The 18,554-nt window shown below is 65.3% G+C and carries 23 protein-coding genes and 1 pseudogene; 18 read left to right on the plus strand and 6 right to left on the minus strand.

Translation table 11 applies throughout. The features are described 5' to 3' along the window. Window positions 1-452 precede the first annotated feature (452 nt). Together NATTI_RS0109015 and NATTI_RS0109020 are read left to right on the plus strand one after the other, a co-directional pair. Window positions 453-1,433, plus strand: coding sequence for an ABC transporter ATP-binding protein (locus NATTI_RS0109015; protein ID WP_006092554.1), 981 nt, complete (start codon window positions 453-455; stop codon window positions 1,431-1,433). Further along, window positions 1,430-2,305, plus strand: a complete 876-nt coding sequence (locus tag NATTI_RS0109020; RefSeq protein WP_006092553.1) for an ABC transporter permease — start codon at window positions 1,430-1,432, stop codon at window positions 2,303-2,305. The genes NATTI_RS0109015 and NATTI_RS0109020 overlap by 4 nt, the downstream gene beginning before the upstream one ends. Window positions 2,306-2,329: 24 nt before the next feature. Here NATTI_RS0109020 and NATTI_RS0109025 read toward each other — a convergent pair whose 3' ends face one another. The 3 genes from NATTI_RS0109025 to NATTI_RS0109035 all read right to left on the minus strand — a co-directional run bounded on the left by NATTI_RS0109025 (window position 2,330) and on the right by NATTI_RS0109035 (window position 5,245). After that, window positions 2,330-2,620: a DUF424 domain-containing protein gene (locus NATTI_RS0109025; RefSeq protein WP_006092552.1), complete on the minus strand. Its 291-nt coding sequence runs from the start codon at window positions 2,618-2,620 to the stop codon at window positions 2,330-2,332. Between the two features lie 3 nt (window positions 2,621-2,623). Further along, window positions 2,624-3,514 carry a tetratricopeptide repeat protein gene (locus NATTI_RS0109030; protein ID WP_006092551.1) on the minus strand — a complete coding sequence of 297 codons (891 nt, stop codon included), beginning with the start codon at window positions 3,512-3,514 and terminating at the stop codon, window positions 2,624-2,626. Window positions 3,515-3,595: 81 nt separating this feature from the next. Then, on the minus strand, window positions 3,596-5,245 hold the full coding sequence (locus tag NATTI_RS0109035; RefSeq protein WP_006092550.1) for a hydroxysqualene dehydroxylase: 1,650 nt from the start codon (window positions 5,243-5,245) through the stop codon (window positions 3,596-3,598). Between the two features lie 130 nt (window positions 5,246-5,375). On the opposite strand from NATTI_RS0109035, the gene thpR reads away from it, so the two are divergent. The 5 genes from thpR (at window position 5,376) to NATTI_RS0109065 (ending at window position 8,271) form a co-directional block, all read left to right on the plus strand. Next, window positions 5,376-5,933 carry an RNA 2',3'-cyclic phosphodiesterase gene (gene thpR / locus NATTI_RS0109045; protein ID WP_006092549.1) on the plus strand — a complete coding sequence of 186 codons (558 nt, stop codon included), beginning with the start codon at window positions 5,376-5,378 and terminating at the stop codon, window positions 5,931-5,933. A gap of 252 nt (window positions 5,934-6,185) precedes the next feature. Continuing rightward, window positions 6,186-7,091 (plus strand): hypothetical protein, encoded by a 906-nt coding sequence (locus NATTI_RS0109050; protein WP_006092548.1) that lies wholly within the window; start codon window positions 6,186-6,188, stop codon window positions 7,089-7,091. 78 nt (window positions 7,092-7,169) lie between these two features. Continuing rightward, window positions 7,170-7,322 (plus strand): 50S ribosomal protein L39e, encoded by a 153-nt coding sequence (locus NATTI_RS0109055; RefSeq protein ID WP_006092547.1) that lies wholly within the window; start codon window positions 7,170-7,172, stop codon window positions 7,320-7,322. A gap of 2 nt (window positions 7,323-7,324) precedes the next feature. After that, window positions 7,325-7,603: a 50S ribosomal protein L31e gene (locus tag NATTI_RS0109060; protein ID WP_006092546.1), complete on the plus strand. Its 279-nt coding sequence runs from the start codon at window positions 7,325-7,327 to the stop codon at window positions 7,601-7,603. A 2-nt stretch (window positions 7,604-7,605) separates the two neighbouring features. Beyond that, window positions 7,606-8,271, plus strand: coding sequence for a translation initiation factor IF-6 (locus tag NATTI_RS0109065; RefSeq protein ID WP_006092545.1), 666 nt, complete (start codon window positions 7,606-7,608; stop codon window positions 8,269-8,271). A gap of 254 nt (window positions 8,272-8,525) precedes the next feature. On the opposite strand, the gene NATTI_RS0109075 is transcribed toward NATTI_RS0109065, so the two are convergent. After that, a complete protein-coding gene (locus tag NATTI_RS0109075; RefSeq protein WP_006092544.1) occupies window positions 8,526-8,837 on the minus strand; it encodes an ASCH domain-containing protein in 312 nt (103 codons plus the stop codon). Window positions 8,838-8,947: 110 nt separating this feature from the next. Here NATTI_RS0109075 and NATTI_RS0109080 point away from each other — a divergent pair, with 110 nt between their 5' ends. The 6 genes and pseudogenes from NATTI_RS0109080 to NATTI_RS0109105 form a co-directional block, all read left to right on the plus strand. After that, window positions 8,948-9,901 (plus strand): DUF6159 family protein, encoded by a 954-nt coding sequence (locus NATTI_RS0109080; RefSeq protein WP_006092543.1) that lies wholly within the window; start codon window positions 8,948-8,950, stop codon window positions 9,899-9,901. 87 nt (window positions 9,902-9,988) lie between these two features. Continuing rightward, window positions 9,989-10,165 carry a 50S ribosomal protein L18Ae gene (rpl18a, locus tag NATTI_RS0109085; RefSeq protein ID WP_006092542.1) on the plus strand — a complete coding sequence of 59 codons (177 nt, stop codon included), beginning with the start codon at window positions 9,989-9,991 and terminating at the stop codon, window positions 10,163-10,165. Beyond that, on the plus strand, window positions 10,162-10,617 hold the full coding sequence (gene pfdA / locus NATTI_RS0109090; protein ID WP_006092541.1) for a prefoldin subunit alpha: 456 nt from the start codon (window positions 10,162-10,164) through the stop codon (window positions 10,615-10,617). Before rpl18a ends, pfdA begins: the two co-directional genes overlap by 4 nt. 21 nt (window positions 10,618-10,638) lie before the next feature. Beyond that, window positions 10,639-12,177, plus strand: a complete 1,539-nt coding sequence (gene ftsY / locus NATTI_RS0109095; protein WP_006092540.1) for a signal recognition particle-docking protein FtsY — start codon at window positions 10,639-10,641, stop codon at window positions 12,175-12,177. A gap of 145 nt (window positions 12,178-12,322) precedes the next feature. After that, complete coding sequence (locus tag NATTI_RS0109100) at window positions 12,323-12,913, plus strand: hypothetical protein (protein WP_019991768.1); 591 nt, start codon at window positions 12,323-12,325, stop codon at window positions 12,911-12,913. A 177-nt stretch (window positions 12,914-13,090) separates the two neighbouring features. After that, window positions 13,091-13,270 (plus strand): annotated as a pseudogene (locus tag NATTI_RS0109105) (coenzyme F420 hydrogenase); the annotation flags it as partial. Between the two features lie 84 nt (window positions 13,271-13,354). Here NATTI_RS0109105 and NATTI_RS0109110 read toward each other — a convergent pair. Beyond that, on the minus strand, window positions 13,355-13,801 hold the full coding sequence (locus tag NATTI_RS0109110; RefSeq protein ID WP_006092537.1) for a hypothetical protein: 447 nt from the start codon (window positions 13,799-13,801) through the stop codon (window positions 13,355-13,357). Between the two features lie 154 nt (window positions 13,802-13,955). On the opposite strand from NATTI_RS0109110, the gene NATTI_RS0109115 reads away from it, so the two are divergent. The 5 genes from NATTI_RS0109115 (at window position 13,956) to NATTI_RS0109140 (ending at window position 17,883) form a co-directional block, all read left to right on the plus strand. Then, complete coding sequence (locus NATTI_RS0109115; protein ID WP_019991770.1) at window positions 13,956-15,008, plus strand: phosphatase PAP2 family protein; 1,053 nt, start codon at window positions 13,956-13,958, stop codon at window positions 15,006-15,008. 349 nt (window positions 15,009-15,357) lie between these two features. Next, window positions 15,358-15,957 carry a GNAT family N-acetyltransferase gene (locus NATTI_RS0109125; RefSeq protein WP_006092535.1) on the plus strand — a complete coding sequence of 200 codons (600 nt, stop codon included), beginning with the start codon at window positions 15,358-15,360 and terminating at the stop codon, window positions 15,955-15,957. Between the two features lie 71 nt (window positions 15,958-16,028). Continuing rightward, window positions 16,029-16,697: a thiamine phosphate synthase gene (thiE, locus tag NATTI_RS0109130; protein ID WP_006092534.1), complete on the plus strand. Its 669-nt coding sequence runs from the start codon at window positions 16,029-16,031 to the stop codon at window positions 16,695-16,697. Further along, on the plus strand, window positions 16,690-17,529 hold the full coding sequence (thiM, locus tag NATTI_RS0109135) for a hydroxyethylthiazole kinase (protein ID WP_006092533.1): 840 nt from the start codon (window positions 16,690-16,692) through the stop codon (window positions 17,527-17,529). Before thiE ends, thiM begins: the two co-directional genes overlap by 8 nt. A gap of 81 nt (window positions 17,530-17,610) precedes the next feature. Further along, a complete protein-coding gene (locus NATTI_RS0109140; protein WP_006092532.1) occupies window positions 17,611-17,883 on the plus strand; it encodes a DUF7553 family protein in 273 nt (90 codons plus the stop codon). 27 nt (window positions 17,884-17,910) lie between these two features. Here the strand turns inward: NATTI_RS0109140 and NATTI_RS0109145 are convergent, their stop codons facing one another. Continuing rightward, the gene (locus NATTI_RS0109145) at window positions 17,911-18,546 is read right to left on the minus strand and encodes a hypothetical protein (protein ID WP_006092531.1); all 636 of its coding nucleotides are present in this window, start codon (window positions 18,544-18,546) and stop codon (window positions 17,911-17,913) included. Window positions 18,547-18,554: the final 8 nt, after the last annotated feature.

Here is an 18,554-nt window from a genome sequence, read left to right on the forward strand (position 1 = left end):
TTACTAGCAGGAACCCCAGACAAAACACTCCTTCGGTCCGGCGGCACTCGTATCGGTCGAACCGGGTTCGCACGAACCTGTCTCGCCGGATCTGGACCGTTCGAATCCGACGATTTCACCGGACGATTGCGGGGGCGACGAGTGCGTATGCAGTCGGCAAACGGAGGTAGCGACGAGACCGCAAGAGGGGAAACAGGGCGAATGGTTGGTGGGTGGGTGCCTCGGCAGGGAACGTGGCCCGGTCGGTCAAGTGGTCCAGTATCGGTGCCCCGCCGGTTACACTGTCTTCTGGCAACCGACATATCAGTACCTCCAAACTAGTTTGGGACGACGAGGCCGTCGACGAGACGACCGAGTCGGGAGCCCCCTGTCCGTTCTCGAGTCGTCGCGTGTTCTCACCCTGAAATCGTGCCCCCGAAATTAAATACTCGTTCTGTGTGTTATCCAACAAAATGGCTGCGATCGAAACGATCGGACTGACGAAGGAGTACGGTGAGCTTACGGCCGTCAACGATCTCGCCCTCACGGTCGAGGAGGGCGAGGTGTTCGGATTTTTAGGGCCGAACGGCGCGGGGAAGTCGACGACGATCAACATGCTGCTCGATTTTACCCGTCCGAGCGCGGGGTCGGCGACGGTGCTCGGTTACGATGCCCAGCGCGAGGCCGACGACATCAGCCCCCGGGTCGGTGTCCTGCCGGAGGGGTTCGACATCTACCCGCGCCTCTCGGGTCGCCGGCACATCGAGTTCGCGATCGAGACGAAAGACGCCGCCGACGACCCCGATGCACTCCTCGAGCGCGTGGGACTCTCGGCTGACGACGCTGTACGCCCTGCCGGGGACTACTCCAAGGGGATGCGCCAGCGACTCGCGACCGGGATGGCGCTGGTTGGCGATCCCGACGTGTTGATCATGGACGAACCCTCGAGCGGGCTCGATCCCCACGGCATCCGCGAGATGCAAGAACTCGTCCGCTCGGAGGCCGAAGCGGGGACGACCGTCTTCTTCTCGAGTCACATCTTAGAACACGTCGAGGCCGTCTGCGACCGGATCGGCGTGCTAAACGAGGGCGAACTCGTCGCCGTCGATACCATCGAGGGGCTCCGCGAGTCGGTCGGTGGCGGCGGGACGATGGAACTGGTGCTCGCCGATTCCGCCGGCAACTTCCGTGACGCGGTCCGTGCCGTCGACGGGATCAGTGAGGTTACCGCGTCCGGCCGCAGCCTCGAGTGCTCGGTCACCGACCCGGCGGCGAAAGCCGACGCCGTGATCGCACTCGATCGAGCGGGGACGACGGTTCGGGATATGCGGATCGAGGACGTCTCGCTCGAGTCGCTGTTCACGACGCTGACGAACGGCGGCGGCGAGACCGAGGACCGGAGCGCCGACGAACCGGCGAGTTCCGTGGCCGCGAAACCGGAGGCGGCCGAATGACCCAACACATCACCACTGTCGCGCGAAAGGAGTTCGAAGACGCCGGCCGCTCGAAACTGCTCTGGGCGCTGACCGCCCTGCTCGTCGGCCTCGTCACCGTCGGCTACGTCGCGATCTGGTACACGGCAGACGACGTGACGGCCGCCGAGGTGCTCGGTTTCATCGCGCTCCCGCTGCAGACGATCATCCCGATCGCCGCGCTCATCGTCGGTTACATGGCCGTCGTCGGAGAGCGTCGATCGGGCAGCATCAAACTCCTGCTCGGCTTGCCGCCCAACCGGACCGACATCGTGTTCGGGAAACTGCTCGGTCGGATGGCGGTCGTCGCGACGGCCGTCTTCCTCGCGTTCGTCGTCGCGCTGGTTCTGGGCGCGGTGCTGTTCGGTTCTGTCCCGTTCGTCGACTGGCTCGCGTTCGGTGCCATCTCGATACTGTTCGGCGTGTCGTTTGCGGGGCTGGCCGTCGGCGTCTCCGCCGGCGTCTCGACGCGGGGGAAGTCGATGGCAATCGTCGTCGGACTCTACATGCTCGTCCTCGCGCTGTGGGAGCTCGTCACGGCCGGCCCGTACTACCTCATCTACGGCGAGGGACCGCCGGTCGAGGCCGAAGCGTGGTACCTGTTCGTCGGTCAGTTCAACCCGATCACCACCTACACCACGCTGGTCGGCAACGTCGTCGAGGGCGAGGTCTTCCCCTTCATGTTCCAGTACGGACTCGAGGACTTCGAGGCCGCCGGAATGACGCCCGCCGAACGGTACGCGGGCGACGCGCCGTTTTACCTGCAGGACTGGTTCGGCCTCGTCGTCCTGCTGTGCTGGCTGGTCGTGCCCGTCGCGATCGGCTACTATCGGTTCCAGAAGACGGATCTGTAGGCTCCCACCGGCGAGCCTACATGCCTACATTCGCAACAACTGCGCGTGCAGCGTCGACCCCACCTCGAGGACGTTCGCCTCGTCGATAAAGCCCTCCGCGATGGCGAGTTCGACGGCCTCTCGACCGACAATGTTGGCGACGTCCGCTCGAGCGAGGCTGTCGACGACGGCTCCCTCGTCGGCCCCGTCGCCGCCGTAGAACTCCTCCGTGACGGTCAGCGAAATCTCCTCGGTCTCGAACGTCTCGCCGAGGACGTCCTCGTCGCAGACGGCGACCAGCAGCCCTTCCGGCGTCTCTCGTTCGTTGACGATCATTCGTTACTCGAGCCGCCACTCCTCGTCGTCTCGGTCGGAGGCGCGGCCGGGGTCGGTGATGTCGGTCCCGGTTCCGTCTCTGGGACCCTGCTGGCCCGAGCGCCCGTCCGGAACGCCCGCCGAATCGGGCGTGTGGCCCTGTGTCTCTCTGCGCTCGTCTACCATCTCCTGTTCGGCTCGCTCGAGCATCTCGTTTGCCTCCTCGGCGATCTCCTCGGCCTCGTCGTATTCGCCCAGATCCTCGAGGATCTCGGCTTTTTCCTCGAGCACCTTGGCGTTGCGCAGCCCCAGTCGGATCGCGTTGTCGATGCAGTGTAAGGCCTCCTCGGCCAGCCCGCGCTCCGAGAGGAAAAAGGCCCGGTTGAACCAGCCCTCGGCGAAGCGCTCGTCGACCTCGACGGCGCGTTCGGCGTGTTCTAAGGCCTGTGCGGTCTCGCCGAACTCCCAGAGCGCGTAGGCGAGGTTCGTCTCGGCGGTCGCGGCGTGTTCGCTCTCCTCGTCGATTCGGAGCGCTTCTCGGTGGGAGCCGATCGCCTCGTCGTACTCCTCGAGTTCGGCGTGAGCGACGCCCTTGTTGACCCAGGCCTCCTGGGTCGTGCGGTCGTCGTCGGCGAACTGGGCGGCCCGCTCGAAGGCGTCGGTCGCCTGCTCGTAGCGGTTGATCTGCATGTAGTTCAGCCCGACGTCGAGTAGCTCGTCCGCGTCAACGTCGTCGCTGCCGATGTTGTGTTTGTCGAGCGTGTCGGTCACGACCCGCGAATCGACGGGGTCGACCTTCGAGGGGTCGACGCCCAGCTCCGGCGGGTCCAGATCGAACTCGTCGTAGGCGTCGCTGAACCCCTCTCCCTCGGAGAAGCGGTGGTTTCGATCGTCGTCGCCCTCTCGATCAGTCATTGCCGTAGTTGTGGCGGCGACGACTGTTAAGGCCTGCGACACGGCTACCGACTGCCGGCGAAGCGTTGGTCGATGGTCTCCTCAGAGTCGCTTGCTGAGGCGTCTGGTCGCCGTCCGGATCGACTGCGTCGTCGCTGCGGGGTGGGGCAGACCGAGTCGGTATCGGAACTGATCCTGTCGCTTGAACGGCTCGAAGACGGCCGGCTCCTGGAGTTCCCAGCACTGCGGCCTCGATCCCCGATACCGGGCTCGATCGAGGATCGCACTCGCCGCGCGACGCCCGGCTTCGTTGGCGGACTCCATCGAGGCCAGATCGGCGTTCGTTCGCACGTAGTCGCCGGCCAGCGTGAGGTTCCGGACGGCCGTGTCCGCCGCCGGCCGGTTTCGGAGCGAGCCGACGGTGTTGATCAACAGTGGGGATCGGTTCGCAACGCCGTCGTCCGTTTCGACGATCGCCGGATCGAGGAACCAGTCGACCAGCATTTCGTCTGTGAGTCGCGTCCCGGGGCCGGTCAGGTGATCGTCCGACGCGTTCAGGTGCGCTTTCAGCTGCGCCCAGATCTCCTCGGCGATCTCCTCGCGCGTACACGCTCTGGCTGGCTTCTCGTGGACGATTCCGGGCGTCTCCCAGTCGGAGGCGATCACCGAGAGGACGCCCTCGACCGCGTCGGGGCCCCGACTTTCGAGATCGTAGTCGGTCCAGAACTGTCGCTGGGAGATCGACGTCAGCGCCCAGGGGGCGTCGGCGTACACCTGATGGCCTCGCGTCAGTTCGACGTCCTCGCTCAGATAGAACTGGATGCCGTTCATCCAGGCCGTCTCGAGTCGCTCGATGCGGCCCAGTTCCGGCGCGGCCCGGCGCAGTTCGGGCGTGACGAAATTTGGTGCGACGTCGACCGGCACGGCCAGGACGTACTCGTCGGCCGCGATCGTCCGGCCGTCGGCCAGCGCGACGCCGGTGATTCGCCTCCCGTCGAACTCGAGGCCGCGAGCTGGCGCGTTTCGCTGCACGTCGACGCCGAGCGTCTCGAGGTACCGAACCCACGGATCGATCCAGGCGTTGTTCGTCGGCGCGTTCAGGATGCGCTCGGTCGGCCGGCTCGCGTCGAGCTGCCCGAACAGGAGCTGGAGGTAGATGGTCCCGATCGTCCGGGCGCTGCCGACCTCCGGACGAAGCGCCACCAGCGACTGCGTCGCGTACGCGAGTCGGTCGCGGAACTCCTGGGAGCGGTTCTCGGCGTCGATGAACGTCCACCAGGAGACGTCGTCGAGTTCGCCCTCGCGTCGATCGTCGCACGCGGTCAGCAGGTACAGCAGCCGCTCGAGCAGGAATCGAACGTCCGCAGCGGGGAGATCCTCGACGAACGCCGGACGCAGCGCCTCGAGCCACTCGCGAAGCGAGTCGGGGGCGGTGGTAGAGGCGATCCGGTCAACGTCGTCGACCCCCGCGATGAGCGTCGCTTCGGTCTCGACGAGGTTGTCCGCGACGGTCCCGGTACCGTCGGGGATTCGCTCCATCGTATCGACGACGTGCCGGTAGAACGCCGGGAAGAACCGGAAGCCGTGCTCGCCGTGGAGCGGCGCCGGCCCGTCCGCGATCGGCATCGACCGGGCCTTCCCGCCGAACCGGTCGTTCGCCTCGAGGACGGTTACGTCGAACCCGCGCTCAGCGAGTTCGTGGGCCGTCGTGAGTCCCCCGATTCCGCCACCGACGACGGCGATTGCTGTCATTGCCCCAGTGTACGGTTTCTACGCAAATAGCCCGCGTCCCTAACAACGTCAGTCGGCGACGACGGGAAACCGAGCGTCGTCGTGGCCCGGCCTAGCTTCAATACTCGGACGGCCGAACGTTCCCGTGAGCATGCGACTTTTCGTCAGCGTCGACCTGCCCGACGACCTCGCGGAACCGGTTGCCGACCTCCAGACCGAGTTTGGCGACGCGAGCGGCCTGAGTTTCACCGATCCCGAACAAGCCCACCTCACCATGAAGTTCCTCGGCGAGGTCGACGAGGACCGACTCCCGGCCCTCGAGCGCGAACTCGAGGCCGCCGTCGAGGACGCCGACGTCACTCGCTTCACCGCCCGATTCGGCGGGCTGGGGGTTTTCCCGAGTCTCGACTACATCAGCGTCATCTGGCTCGGCGTCGAACGCGGCGGCGAGGAACTCATTCGGCTCCACGAGACGATCGAGGAGCGAACGACCGCGATGGGATTCGAACCGGAGTCTCACGACTTCACACCCCACGTCACGCTCGCGCGCATGGAGCACGCGGGTGGGAAGGATCGCGTCCAGGAACTGGTTCGAGAGCGCGATCCGACGGTCGGGGAAATGACGGTCGACGAAGTCCGGCTGACCGAGAGCACGCTCACCGACGAGGGGCCGATGTACTCGACGCTTGAGTCGTTCCCGCTCGAGTAGCGCCGGTCGTTCCCGCTCGAGACCGTCGAATCTCTCTCGAACGTGGCGCGTACCGACGACCTACGCGCGGCTAGACCGTTCGTACACCGGTCCGGCTGAACAATGCAGGAGGCCCGCTCATAACACCGACCGGTGTAGCGGTTCGTAGACGATGGTGGCTTTCGCCGGTGATCGGCCCTGACTCCTTCGGTTCCCTCGTCCGCGCGACTTCCCGCGAGCACGGACGGGCGACTCGTCTCCCGACGGGAGCTATTGGTCTCGCTCGGCGGGGCGGCCGCCGTCTCGAGCGTCCGTGCCGACCCGCTGAGCGGGCTCGCCAGCGACGATGACGCGCCGCTACACGTCCGCGTCTATCCCCGGCCGGTGCCGCTGTGGGCCTGGACCCGGTACGGTTTCGACGGCGTTCGGGAGGACTGGCCGCCGCCGTTTCGGGACGCGCTTTCGGCCATCGAGGACGCGTTCGAACAGATACTCGCGTACGCCAACGGACGCTCGCGCCTCGAGGGACATGAGGCGGCCGTCGAACGCGGCGACCTCGTTCGGCTGCTGTTTCCGTCGGTCGCCGATCCGTCCGAGGCGGTGGTTCCCTCGCTCGAGACGGTGCTCGAGGGCTTTCGCACGCGACTCGACGAGCGCGACGCGCTGACGGGTTCGACCTGTCACGCCCTGCTGTGCTGGGCTCCGCTGAACCATCGCGTCGGCTACGGCGGGACACTCTCTCCGAACGCGTGGACGGGTAACGTGACGGGACAACCGACCGACACCGGCGACTCGCTGACCGTTGCGAACCTCGGTGCGACCGAGCTCTGGGACTCGCGGGCGGTCACGCGGAACATGGCGATCCACGAGGTCTTGCACACGTTTCTCTCGACCGATGTCGTCGAATCTGTCGTCGGCTCGAGTTGCGATCACGACCTCGGAACCGCGGTGCGGGTCGACGACGAGACGATGCAGGTCTCCCCGATGGCGACCGCCTACGCCGGGCCGGACGAGATCGGCGGCGGCACCCGATTCCACGGCACCGGCTGCTACGATCACGAGGAGTTCCACCGTCACGACGGGTTCGAGGGTGTCGAGAACTGGACGTACACGACCGAACTCAGCGAGGCGACGCTCGAGGCCGTGACGCGCTATCTCGAGACCGGTATCGACGGATAACTGGGCTGAACGGCCCGCTGGACGCGCGTCTCCAAGATGGACAAGATTTTATGCCAGCGTAGGCTACCTGTGGCTACTATGGGTAAGAAAACGAAGGGCAAGAAAAAGCGTCTTGCCAAACTCGAGAACCAGAACAGCCGCGTTCCGGCCTGGGTCATGATGAAGACCGACATGGAAGTGCAGCGAAACCCGAAGCGACGCAACTGGCGGCGCAACGACACTGACGAGTAACGATGAGTGCAAGTGATTTCGAGGAACGCGTCGTTACCGTTCCACTGCGCGATGTCAAGAAGGGCGCGAACCACGAGGCCGCCGACTACGCGATGCGACTCGTTCGCGAACACCTCGCGAAACACTTCGCGGTCGACGAAGAGGCCATCCGACTGGACCCCTCGATCAACGAGGAAATCTGGTCGAACGGCCGTTCAAACCCGCCGCGAAAGCTCCGCGTCCGCGCGGCCCGCTTCGACGAAGAGGGTGAGGCCGTCGTCGAGGCCGAGGTCGCCGAGTAAATTTGCAACGACTCGCCTTTGTTGGGTCGTCGTACATCGGGGTCTTCGCCCGGGCGACCGACTCGTGCGTGCTCGTTCGCCCGGACGTCGACGACGACGTCATCGACGACCTGACCGACGAACTCGAGGTGCCCGCGGTCCCGACGACCGTGGGTGGCTCCTCGACGGTCGGTGCGTTAGCGACGGGTAACGAGAACGGACTCCTCGTCAGTTCGCGCGTCCTCGAGTACGAACGCGAACGACTCGAGGAGGAAGTCGATCTCCCCGTCGCGGAACTGCCGGGGAACATCAACGCCGCGGGGAACGTCGTGCTGGCGAACGACTACGGCGCGTACGTCCACCCCGACCTTCCGCGGGAGACGATCCAGATCGTCAAGGACACCCTCGAGGTGCCCGTCGAACGCGGCGACCTCGCGGGCGTTCGAACCGTTGGGACGGCCGCGGTCACGACGAACACTGGGGTGCTCTGTCACCCGAAATCGACCGACGAGGAACTCGACACGCTCGAGGAAGTCCTCGACGTCCGGGCCGATGTCGGTACCGTCAACTACGGCGCGCCGCTGCTCGGATCGGGCCTGCTCGCCAACGAGTCCGGCTACGTCGTCGGACAGGATACAACCGGACCCGAACTCGGCCGGATCGAGGACGCGCTGGGCTATCTCGAGTAGTTCATTTCGGTCGATATTCGACCGGTTTCGCCATCTCCGTTCCGTTCTCGTCTGGAGTGCTGAGAGTGTCAGGAGCGCCAGTCGTCTCGGACATCTAGTCCAGCCTCGACCGCTCGCTACCGTGGCAACGAGGATCTCCACACCCTCCCCAACCGATTCACTCAGTCACTCCGTTCTTTCGTTCATCCCTCGCGCGATTTCGAGACGCAGTTCGCGGTCGCTCACTGCGTCTCAGCACACGCCATCGCATCGGGCTATTGCTGTTCGAACTGATGCCGGACGATTTCGCTGTCGTCGTCCCACTCGAAGTTGTCGTGGGCGCGCTCGAGCAGGTTGCGATAGCCCTCGAGATCGTCCATCCCTTCGGCCTGGGCGTCTTCGTCGGTCAGATCCCCGAGCGTGCGCTCGGTGATATCGGTTACCTCGAACGTGGTGTCTTCGATCGTGAACGTATCGCCGGGGTCGGCGTACTGATGGCCGCGGTGGATCTGTGTCACATCGCCCTCGAGGGCCTGCGTTTGCATTCGTTCGCTGGGCAGTAGCTCGCCGGGATCGAGTTCGCTCATGTGACTTCGTTCGGCGGCCGCGGTAAAACCGTTTGGCACCGCCCGTGTGACTGTGTCACCGCGTTGCTCTATCGGGAATGTTTATATTGAACGACGGACACGATCCGCGTATGGTCCTCCAATCAGTGTTCGCCCGGTTTCGAACCGGGTTTCGTATCGCGAAGGCGTCGTTCGGCGTGCTTCGCCGCGAGAAGTGGTTGCTCGTCTTTCCGCTGCTGTATGGGCTCACCTGGACGGTGGGACTGGCCCTCCTCGTCGCCGGACTGTTCGTCGCCCTGATCGGCGTGGGGTTCGGGTTAGGTTCCCTAGAGCAGATCGCGTCGGTCTCGGACGGCACGGTCGACGGCGTCGCACAAGTTGCGATGCTCGTACTGTCGTTTCTCGTGATGTTCGTCGCGACGGCCGTCGCGACCTTCTTCAGCGCCGCGTTAGTCCACTCGGTCGGCAGCCTGTTTCACGGCGAACCAACGAGCCTCCGGGCCGGGTTCGCCGGTGCCTGGGAATCCAGGCGGACGATCCTCACGTGGGGTGTCGTCGGTGCGGTCGTCGGCCTCATTTTTCAGGCCCTCGAGAGTCAGGAGGGGTGGGGTGCCCAGATCGTCAGAGCGATCGCCGGCGCGGCGTGGTTCATGATGACGTTCTTTATCGTCCCCGTCATCGTCTTCCAGGGCGGCGGCGTCCGGGAATCGTTGCGCGACAGCGTCAGCCTGTTCCGCGAGACCTGGGGCGAAGCCGGCGGGGTCAGCCTCGGTGTCGGACTCGTAACGGTAACGCTCGGCGTGTTCGTCGTTGCCGCCGGGATCGGTCTGCCGCTGTTGCTGGTCGCGAATCCGGGTTCGGTGCTCGTCTACACGGTCGTCCCGACCGTGCTGTTGCTCGGTGCGCTCGCCGTCGTTCACATCGCCGCGACGGCCATCGCGAAGACCGCGCTCTACCAGTACGCGACCGACGGCGAACTGCCACCGGAGTTCGAGGGCATCGATCCCGACGCGATCGTGCGGCGGAAACGCGACTCGAGCGGACTGACGGGCGGAACCTCGGGACAACAGCCCGGACAGATCTGAACGACGCCGCTTATTCCGGTTCCGTCGGCGGATCGCTGACTCCGACGGAAGGGAAGATTCTTCCGACTGCCTGCCGGAGTGGTAGCCATGAGTCAATTTACGGTCACCGGCCGGTTCAAGAACCGCGACGGATTCGCGGAGTTCGAAACAACGATCGACGCCCAGAACGAGAACGTCGCTCGCGAACACGCACTCTCCCAGCTTGGGAGCCAGCACCGACTCAAGCGGACCGAGATCGACCTCGAGGAGGTCGTCGAACAATGAGTCAGCAGCAACTTCAGCAGCTCTCCCAGGAGCTTCAGGAGATCGAACAGGAGATCGAAGCGCTCGAGGAGAGCGTCGAAGCGATCCAGCAGCAGAAGTCCGAAGCCGACGAAGCGATCGAGGCCCTCGAGACGCTTGAGACCGACTCGACGGTGCAGGTGCCGATCGGCGGCGGCGCGTACCTCCGTGCGGACATCCAGGACATCGACGAAGTGATCGTCGAACTGGGCGCAGACTACGCTGCCGAGTTCGAGCAGGACGGTGCCGTCGACGCCCTCGAGAGCAAGCAGGAAAACCTCGACGATCGCATCGACGAGGTCAACTCCGATATCGCCGAACTCGAGTCCGAGAGCAGCGAACTCGAGCAGCAGGCCCAGCAGATCCAACAGCAGGCGATGCAACAGCAGATGCAGCAGATGCAGGGCCAGCAGGGCCAGGGCCCCGACGAATAACGTCGGCACACCATCCGTACCATGTTCGACAACCTGAAGAAGAAACTCGGGAGCTTCCGCAAAGACGCCGAAGCGGCCGCCGAAGAGAACGTCGAGGAGGTCGACGAAGACGAACTCGAGGAAACGGAGCTCGAAACCGATGCACTCGAGGAGGGTGACGCCGCCGAAGCGGAGAGCACTGCGGCCGAACCTGTCCCGACCGAGAGCGCCGAGTCGGCACCCGAAGACAACGAACTCGAGGACGCCGTCTCTTCAGAAGCCGAGGCCGAACCGTCCGAAGCCGAGGCCGAACCGTCCGAAGCCGAGGTTGACACCGACGGCACGACACCCGAAACGGAGGCGGAAGCCCCAGATGCTACCGACGAGACGGTCGACGACGTCGGCGAACCCGAGCGCGAACTCGAGGCAGAGACCGAACAGCCGACCGAGTCGGTGGACGAGAGCGTCGAGTCGGACCCCGAATCAGTTCCCGAGACAAGCGACACCCAGGACTCGTCCGAGACGGTCGAGTCGTGGGTGACGCAACCGGTTCCGGACGCCGACGAGTCGTCCGACGCCGATCTTGCGGGCGACACCGAGCGAGAATCGGTGGCGATCGACGCGAGTATCGCCACGGACGCGGATGACGACGCATCCGCGGCCGAAGATGCCGATCTCGAGGACGACGGCTCGACCGGGTTCGGAAGCAAGGCGCGCTCGCTCGTCAAGGGGAAGTTCGTCATCGAGGAAGAAGACCTCGAGGGCCCGCTGCACGAACTCGAGATGGCGTTGCTCTCGAGCGACGTGGAGATGGGCGTCGCCGAGGAAATCCTCGACAACATCCGCGACGAACTGGTCGGCGAGACGCGGACGTTCACCACCTCGACGGGCGACGTCGTCGAGGAGGCGTTGAGCGACGCGATCTACGACGTGATCAGCGTCGGGCAGTTCGACTTCGACGAGCGGATCGCCGTCGAGGACAAGCCCGTGACGCTCGTCTTTACCGGCGTCAACGGCGTCGGAAAGACGACCTCGATCGCCAAACTCAGCCGGTACTTCGAGGAGCGAGGCTACTCGACGGTGATGGCCAACGGCGACACCTACCGCGCCGGCGCGAACGAGCAGATTCAGGAGCACGCTGACGCACTCGAGACGAACCTCATCAGCCACCAGCAGGGTGGCGACCCCGCCGCGGTGCTGTACGATGCCGTCGAGTACGCCGAGGCGAACGACATCGACATCGTGCTCGGCGACACAGCGGGTCGGCTCCACACCGACGAAGGGCTGATGGATCAACTCGAGAAGATCGACCGCGTTGTCGATCCGGACATGACGCTGTTCGTCGACGAAGCGGTGGCGGGTCAGGACGCGGTCAACCGTGCCCGCGAGTTCAACGAGGCCGCGGCGATCGATGGCGCGATCCTGACGAAAGCAGACGCCGACTCCAACGGCGGGGCGGCGATTTCGATCGCTCACGTCACCGGCAAGCCGATTCTGTTCCTCGGCGTCGGGCAGGGATACGACGATCTCGTCCGGTTCGATCCCGACGACATGATCGATCGACTGCTCGGTGGCGAGTAGTCGTAGCCGCCGAACGGGGTCCGTTCCCGTCGCAACTCCGGCCCGACCGATCTTCGCTGACACCTACTACTGATTGTGAAAACTCCACACGAGATCCGGGGGCTCAATACGAAACATACATATAATGTATCGCTGACATCTATGTATGCGCACACCCCGATCCCGGCGTGCCCTCCTCTCGGCGGTGCTGCCGTTTACGATGGCATTTGCGGGCTGCTTCGAGGGGCAATTTACGAGCGCAGACAACCCCGAGTCGGAGTTCGTCTCCGAAGACGAGTACGACTGCGCCGATATCGACCGTCCGGGGCCTGACGAGCAAGTTCATACTCACGGCCTCGAGTCGATGCCGTATCCGTCGCCGTCGGATCCGTTGGCCGACGCCGAGGCGTTCGCTCGCGAGTTCGAGGAAGCGTATCGGCACAACAGCTTTCTCGAGGAGTACGGTTCGGCGACGCGAGCGATCGACTTCTCGATCGGGAGTAGTGAACTGGAACGGATCGAGTCGAATCTGGAGTCGGAGTTGGAGCTAGAAGCCGTGCTGGTTTCGATCGTTTACGATCTCTCTACAGAAACCCAGCGGGGACGGTCGACGAACGAGCGCGGCTCCCGCGTCTCCTACTACGTCGACGAACACGTCGCGCTTCGGTCACGGTATCAACACGGAATCGCGAGCGAGCCCGATCCGTTCGACCCAGACCCTCGAGATGCGGGTACTGCCGTCGTCTGTTTCGACTGACTGAACTCGGTCCGAGATCCCGAATCGAGGATACCGGTCGGTGCCAGTGACGTTGGTCGCTCGGCCGCCTCGAGCACTGGGACAACCTATCGAAGACTATTGCTGCTACCGGTGACCTAACACTATCTCGCTGAGTGTACGAAGAACTGCAACGACTACAGTCTCATGGGCGAGCAACCCGACTACCACGATCTCGAGGACAAGTCCGCGGTCGGCAAACCCCAGAGTTGGGACGAGAAGAAGGCCTTCGAGAGCTTAGAGCGACCGTTCGACCCCGACGCGCCGCGCTTTATCGACTACACCGACCACGCCGAGAACTACGGCACGGCGCTGAATCCCCACAATCGGGGGCACTGAACCGACTCTCGTTTCCGTTCTTCGCCCGCGTTCCTCGCTTGGTTTCGTGACCGTGTGCCGGTGGCGACACCGTCTGACGCGACTCTACAGCTCGATCGAGTACGCCGTAATCTCGTCGGCCGACTCGTCGACGGTGACCGTGACCTCCTGACCCTCCGGCTCGAGGAGATCGTTCACCGCGGCTTCCGGCCGCGGTGCGAGCTCGGTCGGGAAAACGAACTCCACCGTCCCGTCATCGGCATCGTGTCGCTCGGCGGTCGCCTGAACGACCTCCTCGTCGCCGAAGTGGATCGTCACCGCGAGGTCCGGTCTGGTCTCGCCCGCCGCAGCGTCCGGCTCGTCCGCGAACGACACGGCCCGAACGCCGTCGCCGCGTTCGAACGCACTCGGACCGTCGGTCGGCACCGATTCGCCGTGTTCGTCGGCGAGGTACGCCTCGAGTCGACCGAAGTACTCGGTCTCGAGGGCTTTCGCTGCGAGCGTGTCGGCCTCCTCGCCGGTCAGTTCCATCAGTTGCGACTGGTCGTCCATATCACACGCGACCACAACCGCCGGGAAAAGAATGGGTGTCGTTACGGTGGCCATGAGGGGGAGATCTGTCCCGTCGGCGCTCGAATCCGAAGTCCCGACCGCCAAGGACGGTACGAGCGACACCGCTTAGTGTCCCATGTCCGTACGGACTGATATGTCCAGAGGAATCGGCGAGTTCGAACCGATACAGGAGGCCATTCCAGAGTGGGCGGCGATCCTGGTCGCCCTCCTCACCCAGTTGGGTGATGTCTGGTTTCTCGCCTTGCTCGTCGGCGTTCTCTACTGGTTCCACCGGCAGAAACGCGAGGACGCGGCCGTCATCATCGGATTGACGATGGCCGGCCTCTCGTTGATCACCGGACTGAAACACGTCTTTAGCTTACCCCGTCCGAGCCAGCCACTCGTCGCGCTCGAGTCCCTGCCCGGTCTGCTCCAGCCGCTGTACGAAGCCACCGCGATGGCCAGCGGCTACGGCTTCCCGAGCGGCCACGCGCTCATGACGACCATCGTCTACTTCTCTCTCGCCAACCGGCTCTCGATCAGCACGCCCCGGCGACGGTTCGCCGGTGCTGCGACCGTCGTCGCGCTCGTCGGCCTCTCTCGAGTCGCGCTGGGTCTCCACTATCTCGTCGACATCGTCGCCGGCGTCGCCGTCGGGCTGACGTTCCTGTTCGTCGCGGAGCGCCTGCTGGCTCGCTACCCGGCCGAACAGGGGACGCTCGCGTTCTCGCTCGCGGTCGTCTCGAGTACGTTCGCACTCGTCGCGAGCAGCCTCGAGCCGGACGCCGTCCTCCTGCTCGGCGCGTCGCTCGGCACGTTCGGCGGCTGGCAGCTCATCAAGCTCGGCCAGGACGTCTTCGCGGTCGATCGTCCTTCGGAAGCGGCCCGACCGGTCGCGTTTAGAGTCGCGCTCGCGGGTGCCGCGTTCGCGCCGTTGGTCGCCGCCCTCGAGTACTTCTATCTCTTTTCCTTGCCCGTCGCGGGCGGGGCGCTCGGGCTGGCACTGGGCGTATTCGTCACGATTCCCGTGTTGACTCACTCCGAGCGCGCCAGCCGGGTCTGGACGGCGCTGGTCTTCTGGCTCACGATGGCTCTGCTCGGACTCCGATATCTGCTTCGACCCTCGACCTGGCGGCGGGGCTACGCCGGCGGTCGACAGGTCGCGGGTCGGGTGCGTCGCTGGATTCGGACGCAAACGTCGAAGTGAGTGGTCGGAAACAGGGTGGTCGAATCGACAGAGAGGCGATGACGGAGGCGAAATCCGTTCGCGTAACGACGCCTACGAAGACGCGCGTTCTGCAGTTGCTGGCGGCAGTGTTGCCACGTCCTCCCCAACCGATTCGCTCACTCACATCGTTCGATCGCTCATCCCTCGCACGACTTCGAGCAGTGGTTCGCTTCTCGAGGCCTCACGGCGTTCGGTCTCGTACCGCTCACCACGGCTCAGCGCGCGCCACTGCGCGTGGTTCGGTTGCACCGAAGCAATAGCGCTGTGACTGACGGCTCTCGAGTCCCGGCTTCGGCGCGTTTATCAATAATCGCCGAAATCCTCTCCCATGGAATCCGACCCTCGTATCCGGATCGCGCGGCCGGCGGACGCGGCCGCCGTTCGGGACATCTACGCGCCGTTCTGCGAATCGTCGGCGGTCACGTTCGAGGAAAGCCCGCCGACCGAATCCGAGATGGCCGACCGAATCGAGTCCACTCTCGAGACCTACCCCTGGCTCGTCTGCGAACTCGAGGGGAGGGTCGCCGGCTACGCCTACGCGGGGACACTTCGCAAGCGCCGAGCCTACCAGTGGACGGTCGAACTCTCGGTGTACGTCGCCGAAAGCGCCCGCGGAGCTGGCGTCGGTCGCGCGCTCTACGAGTCCCTGCTCGCGATCCTCGAGCGCCAGGGCGTCTGCGACGCCTACGCCGTCACGACGGTGCCGAATCCCGAGACCGAACGGTTCCACGAGCGGCTCGGCTTCGAGCGGGTGGTCGACTTCCCCGCGATGGGGTACACGGAGGGTGGTTGGCACGACGTCGCCTGGTGGCGATACTCGGTCGCCGAGAAGCCGGCCGATCCGGAACCGATCGTCCTGCTGCCCGACGTTCGCGACGCTCCGAACTGGGAGTCGCTGGTTCGGCGCGGCGAGACGCGACTCGAGTAGGTGGCTCGAGTGCGACCGTCTCGGTCCGTTCGACCGAAGTCGATTAGTGGTCGAGAACCGCCAGTTCACTCATGAACCCGTCGAACTACGGCACCTACCTCGTCACCCAGCAATCGGTCTCGGAGGGGCGTTCGACCCCCGAAATAGTGCGGGCGGCGATCGACGGCGGCGTCGACGTCGTCCAGCTTCGTGAGAAAGAGACCGAGGCCCGATTCCGGTACGAGCTCGGCCTCGAACTCCGCGAACTGACCGCCGAGGCGGGCGTCGACCTGATCGTCAACGATCGGATTGACATCGCGCAGGCCATCGACGCCGACGGGGTCCACGTGGGCCAGTCGGATCTCCCGGTGACCGTCGCGCGCGATCTGTTCGGACCCGACGCGGTCGTCGGCTGTTCGACCTCGACGGTCGAGGAGGCGCTCGAGGCGGAAGCCGCGGGCGCGGACTACCTCGGTATCGGCGCGGTCTACGGCACGTCCTCGAAGGACGTCGCGGCCGAAGAGAACGGTGTCGGGCCCGAGCGAATTGCCGCCATCGCCGAGGCGGTCTCGATTCCGGTCGTCGGTATCGGCGGCATCACGACCGACAACGCCGCCCCGGTCGTCGAGGCCGGGGCGGTCGGCGTCTCCGTCATCTCCGAAATCACCACGGCCGAGGATCCGCAGGGTACGACCGCCGCGCTCGCGGAAACCGTCGAAACTGCGAAGGGGGTGGCGAACGGATCGACACCCGATGAGTGAGTCACTACCCACTGATACCACCGGCGACGACCTCGCGAACTCCCTGCGGGCGATCGCCGACGGATCGCCGCTCGTCCAGCACCTGACCAACGAAGTGACGATGAACGACGTCGCAAACCTCACGCTCCACTGGGACGCGCTCCCGGTGATGGCCGACTCGCCGGGCGACGCCGGCGAGATGGCCAACGGCGCGTCCGCGATCCTGCTCAACACGGGGCAGGTCCCGGAGACCAAAGTCGAGGCCATGCACGAGGCCGCCGAGACTGCGGCCGAACGCGACGTTCCCATTATCCTGGATCCCGTCGGCGTGGGTGCGACGCCGACTCGAGAAGGGGTCGCCGAGGAGTTGCTCGAGGCCGTCGACTTTTCCGTCATCAAGGGCAACTACGGCGAGATCAGTGCGCTCGCGGGCGTCGAAGCCGAAGTGAAAGGCGTCGAATCCGTCGGCGAGTACGAGGAGATCGAGGACGCGGCTCAGTCGCTCGCCGAATCGACCGGCGCGACGGTCGTCACGAGCGGCGTCGAGGACGTCGTCGCAACCGCGAACGGTGCAGTTCGGCTCTCTGTCGGCCACGAAATGCTCGGCGAGGTCGTCGGCACCGGCTGTATGCTCGGCGCGACCATCGCGTCGTTCCGCGGGGCACTCGAGGACGCCGAGACGGCAGCCGTCCACGGCACGCTCGCCTTCGGCATCGCGGGCGAACTCGCGGCCGAGATGCCCCACGAGGGGCCGGCGAGCTACCGGACGAACTTCCACGACGCCGTGGCCGGCTTCTCGGCCACACAGGCGGCGGAACTGGACCTCGCAGGGCGGGTCGAGCGCGTCGCCTGAGGCGTCCGCACGCGAGGACCGTTTTTCCGCACAGTCGAAACGACTGAAACGGTTTTATCGGCCGCCGGCGAACCACGACGCGTGACCCGACCTGAACTCGAGAACGCCGCTGCAACGCTCCAGGACGCCGCCGAGTCCGCGTCGGACGACGAGACCCGGGACCGGCTGGAAAATCAGGCACAGCAGTTCGAGACGCTGGCCGAGGCCGACCGCGGACCGGACCACGGCAAACTCGCGCGTCACGAACACGTCCTCACCGAGATCGCGGACGACGAGGGCGGCGCGGTCGCCAACCTCGTCACGGAGGCGCTCGAGTCGATCAGCGCCTACCGGGAGACAGTCGACGGCGTGTAGCCCCGTCAATTTCGCTCCTTCAGTCGGTCAGCAGACTGGCTTCGGATTCGCACCCATCGACTCGAGGGTCTCGACGTACTCGCCGTAGGCGGCCTCGATCGCCCCGTTCGCGGCCTCTTGTGCGCGCTCGCGGTCCTCCTCGCTCTCACAGACGGTCTCGAGCAACTCCTCGGCGCGCTCGAGTTGCACGTCCAGGTCGTCGCCGAACTCGCGGAAGACGCTGGCGGTCTGGGGATCGGCGTCGCCGACGAAGTAGCCGACGACCTGCTCCTTCGAACGCTTGCTCGCGAGAACCCGGCCGACGAAGGCGCCGACGCGTTCGACCGTCGACTCGAGACCGCGCAGGTACTCGTGGAGTGCGGGGATCTCGCGCGGTTCGTACGCCTCGTCCTCGAGGTGGTCGAGGACGGTCTCGTAGTGGTCCCGTTCTTCCCCAGCGGTGGCTTCGAACGCCTCGCGCGCTTCCTCGTGGGGCTCGCTGTCGGCCCACTCGAGGAACGTCTCCCAGGCGGCGTGTTCGGCGTCGGCGGTCGCGCGGAGGACGGGTTCGGTGTCGATGTCGCCGCCGGTGTCGGCGTACAGCGACTTCGACGACCCGAGTCGGGAGAGTGCAGTCTGGTTGTCTTCGCGGACGGCTTCGAAGAAGGCATCGGCGTCGGTCATACTGGATC

It is taken from the genome of Natronorubrum tibetense GA33 (assembly GCF_000383975.1).
Classification (GTDB): domain Archaea; phylum Halobacteriota; class Halobacteria; order Halobacteriales; family Natrialbaceae; genus Natronorubrum; species Natronorubrum tibetense.

What these genes read in the sequence shown, in the direction of transcription:
- NATTI_RS0109015 (WP_006092554.1), top strand. Translation starts at nt 453, where the DNA reads ATGGCTGCGATCGAAACGATCGGACTGACGAAGGAGTACGGTGAGCTT.
- NATTI_RS0109020 (WP_006092553.1), top strand. Translation starts at nt 1,430, where the DNA reads ATGACCCAACACATCACCACTGTCGCGCGAAAGGAGTTCGAAGACGCC.
- NATTI_RS0109025 (WP_006092552.1), bottom strand. Translation starts at nt 2,620, where the DNA reads ATGATCGTCAACGAACGAGAGACGCCGGAAGGGCTGCTGGTCGCCGTC.
- NATTI_RS0109030 (WP_006092551.1), bottom strand. Translation starts at nt 3,514, where the DNA reads ATGACTGATCGAGAGGGCGACGACGATCGAAACCACCGCTTCTCCGAG.
- NATTI_RS0109035 (WP_006092550.1), bottom strand. Translation starts at nt 5,245, where the DNA reads ATGACAGCAATCGCCGTCGTCGGTGGCGGAATCGGGGGACTCACGACG.
- thpR (WP_006092549.1), top strand. Translation starts at nt 5,376, where the DNA reads ATGCGACTTTTCGTCAGCGTCGACCTGCCCGACGACCTCGCGGAACCG.
- NATTI_RS0109055 (WP_006092547.1), top strand. Translation starts at nt 7,170, where the DNA reads ATGGGTAAGAAAACGAAGGGCAAGAAAAAGCGTCTTGCCAAACTCGAG.
- NATTI_RS0109060 (WP_006092546.1), top strand. Translation starts at nt 7,325, where the DNA reads ATGAGTGCAAGTGATTTCGAGGAACGCGTCGTTACCGTTCCACTGCGC.
- NATTI_RS0109075 (WP_006092544.1), bottom strand. Translation starts at nt 8,837, where the DNA reads ATGAGCGAACTCGATCCCGGCGAGCTACTGCCCAGCGAACGAATGCAA.
- NATTI_RS0109080 (WP_006092543.1), top strand. Translation starts at nt 8,948, where the DNA reads ATGGTCCTCCAATCAGTGTTCGCCCGGTTTCGAACCGGGTTTCGTATC.
- rpl18a (WP_006092542.1), top strand. Translation starts at nt 9,989, where the DNA reads ATGAGTCAATTTACGGTCACCGGCCGGTTCAAGAACCGCGACGGATTC.
- pfdA (WP_006092541.1), top strand. Translation starts at nt 10,162, where the DNA reads ATGAGTCAGCAGCAACTTCAGCAGCTCTCCCAGGAGCTTCAGGAGATC.
- ftsY (WP_006092540.1), top strand. Translation starts at nt 10,639, where the DNA reads ATGTTCGACAACCTGAAGAAGAAACTCGGGAGCTTCCGCAAAGACGCC.
- NATTI_RS0109100 (WP_019991768.1), top strand. Translation starts at nt 12,323, where the DNA reads ATGCGCACACCCCGATCCCGGCGTGCCCTCCTCTCGGCGGTGCTGCCG.
- NATTI_RS0109110 (WP_006092537.1), bottom strand. Translation starts at nt 13,801, where the DNA reads ATGGACGACCAGTCGCAACTGATGGAACTGACCGGCGAGGAGGCCGAC.
- NATTI_RS0109115 (WP_019991770.1), top strand. Translation starts at nt 13,956, where the DNA reads ATGTCCAGAGGAATCGGCGAGTTCGAACCGATACAGGAGGCCATTCCA.
- NATTI_RS0109125 (WP_006092535.1), top strand. Translation starts at nt 15,358, where the DNA reads ATGGAATCCGACCCTCGTATCCGGATCGCGCGGCCGGCGGACGCGGCC.
- thiE (WP_006092534.1), top strand. Translation starts at nt 16,029, where the DNA reads ATGAACCCGTCGAACTACGGCACCTACCTCGTCACCCAGCAATCGGTC.
- thiM (WP_006092533.1), top strand. Translation starts at nt 16,690, where the DNA reads ATGAGTGAGTCACTACCCACTGATACCACCGGCGACGACCTCGCGAAC.
- NATTI_RS0109145 (WP_006092531.1), bottom strand. Translation starts at nt 18,546, where the DNA reads ATGACCGACGCCGATGCCTTCTTCGAAGCCGTCCGCGAAGACAACCAG.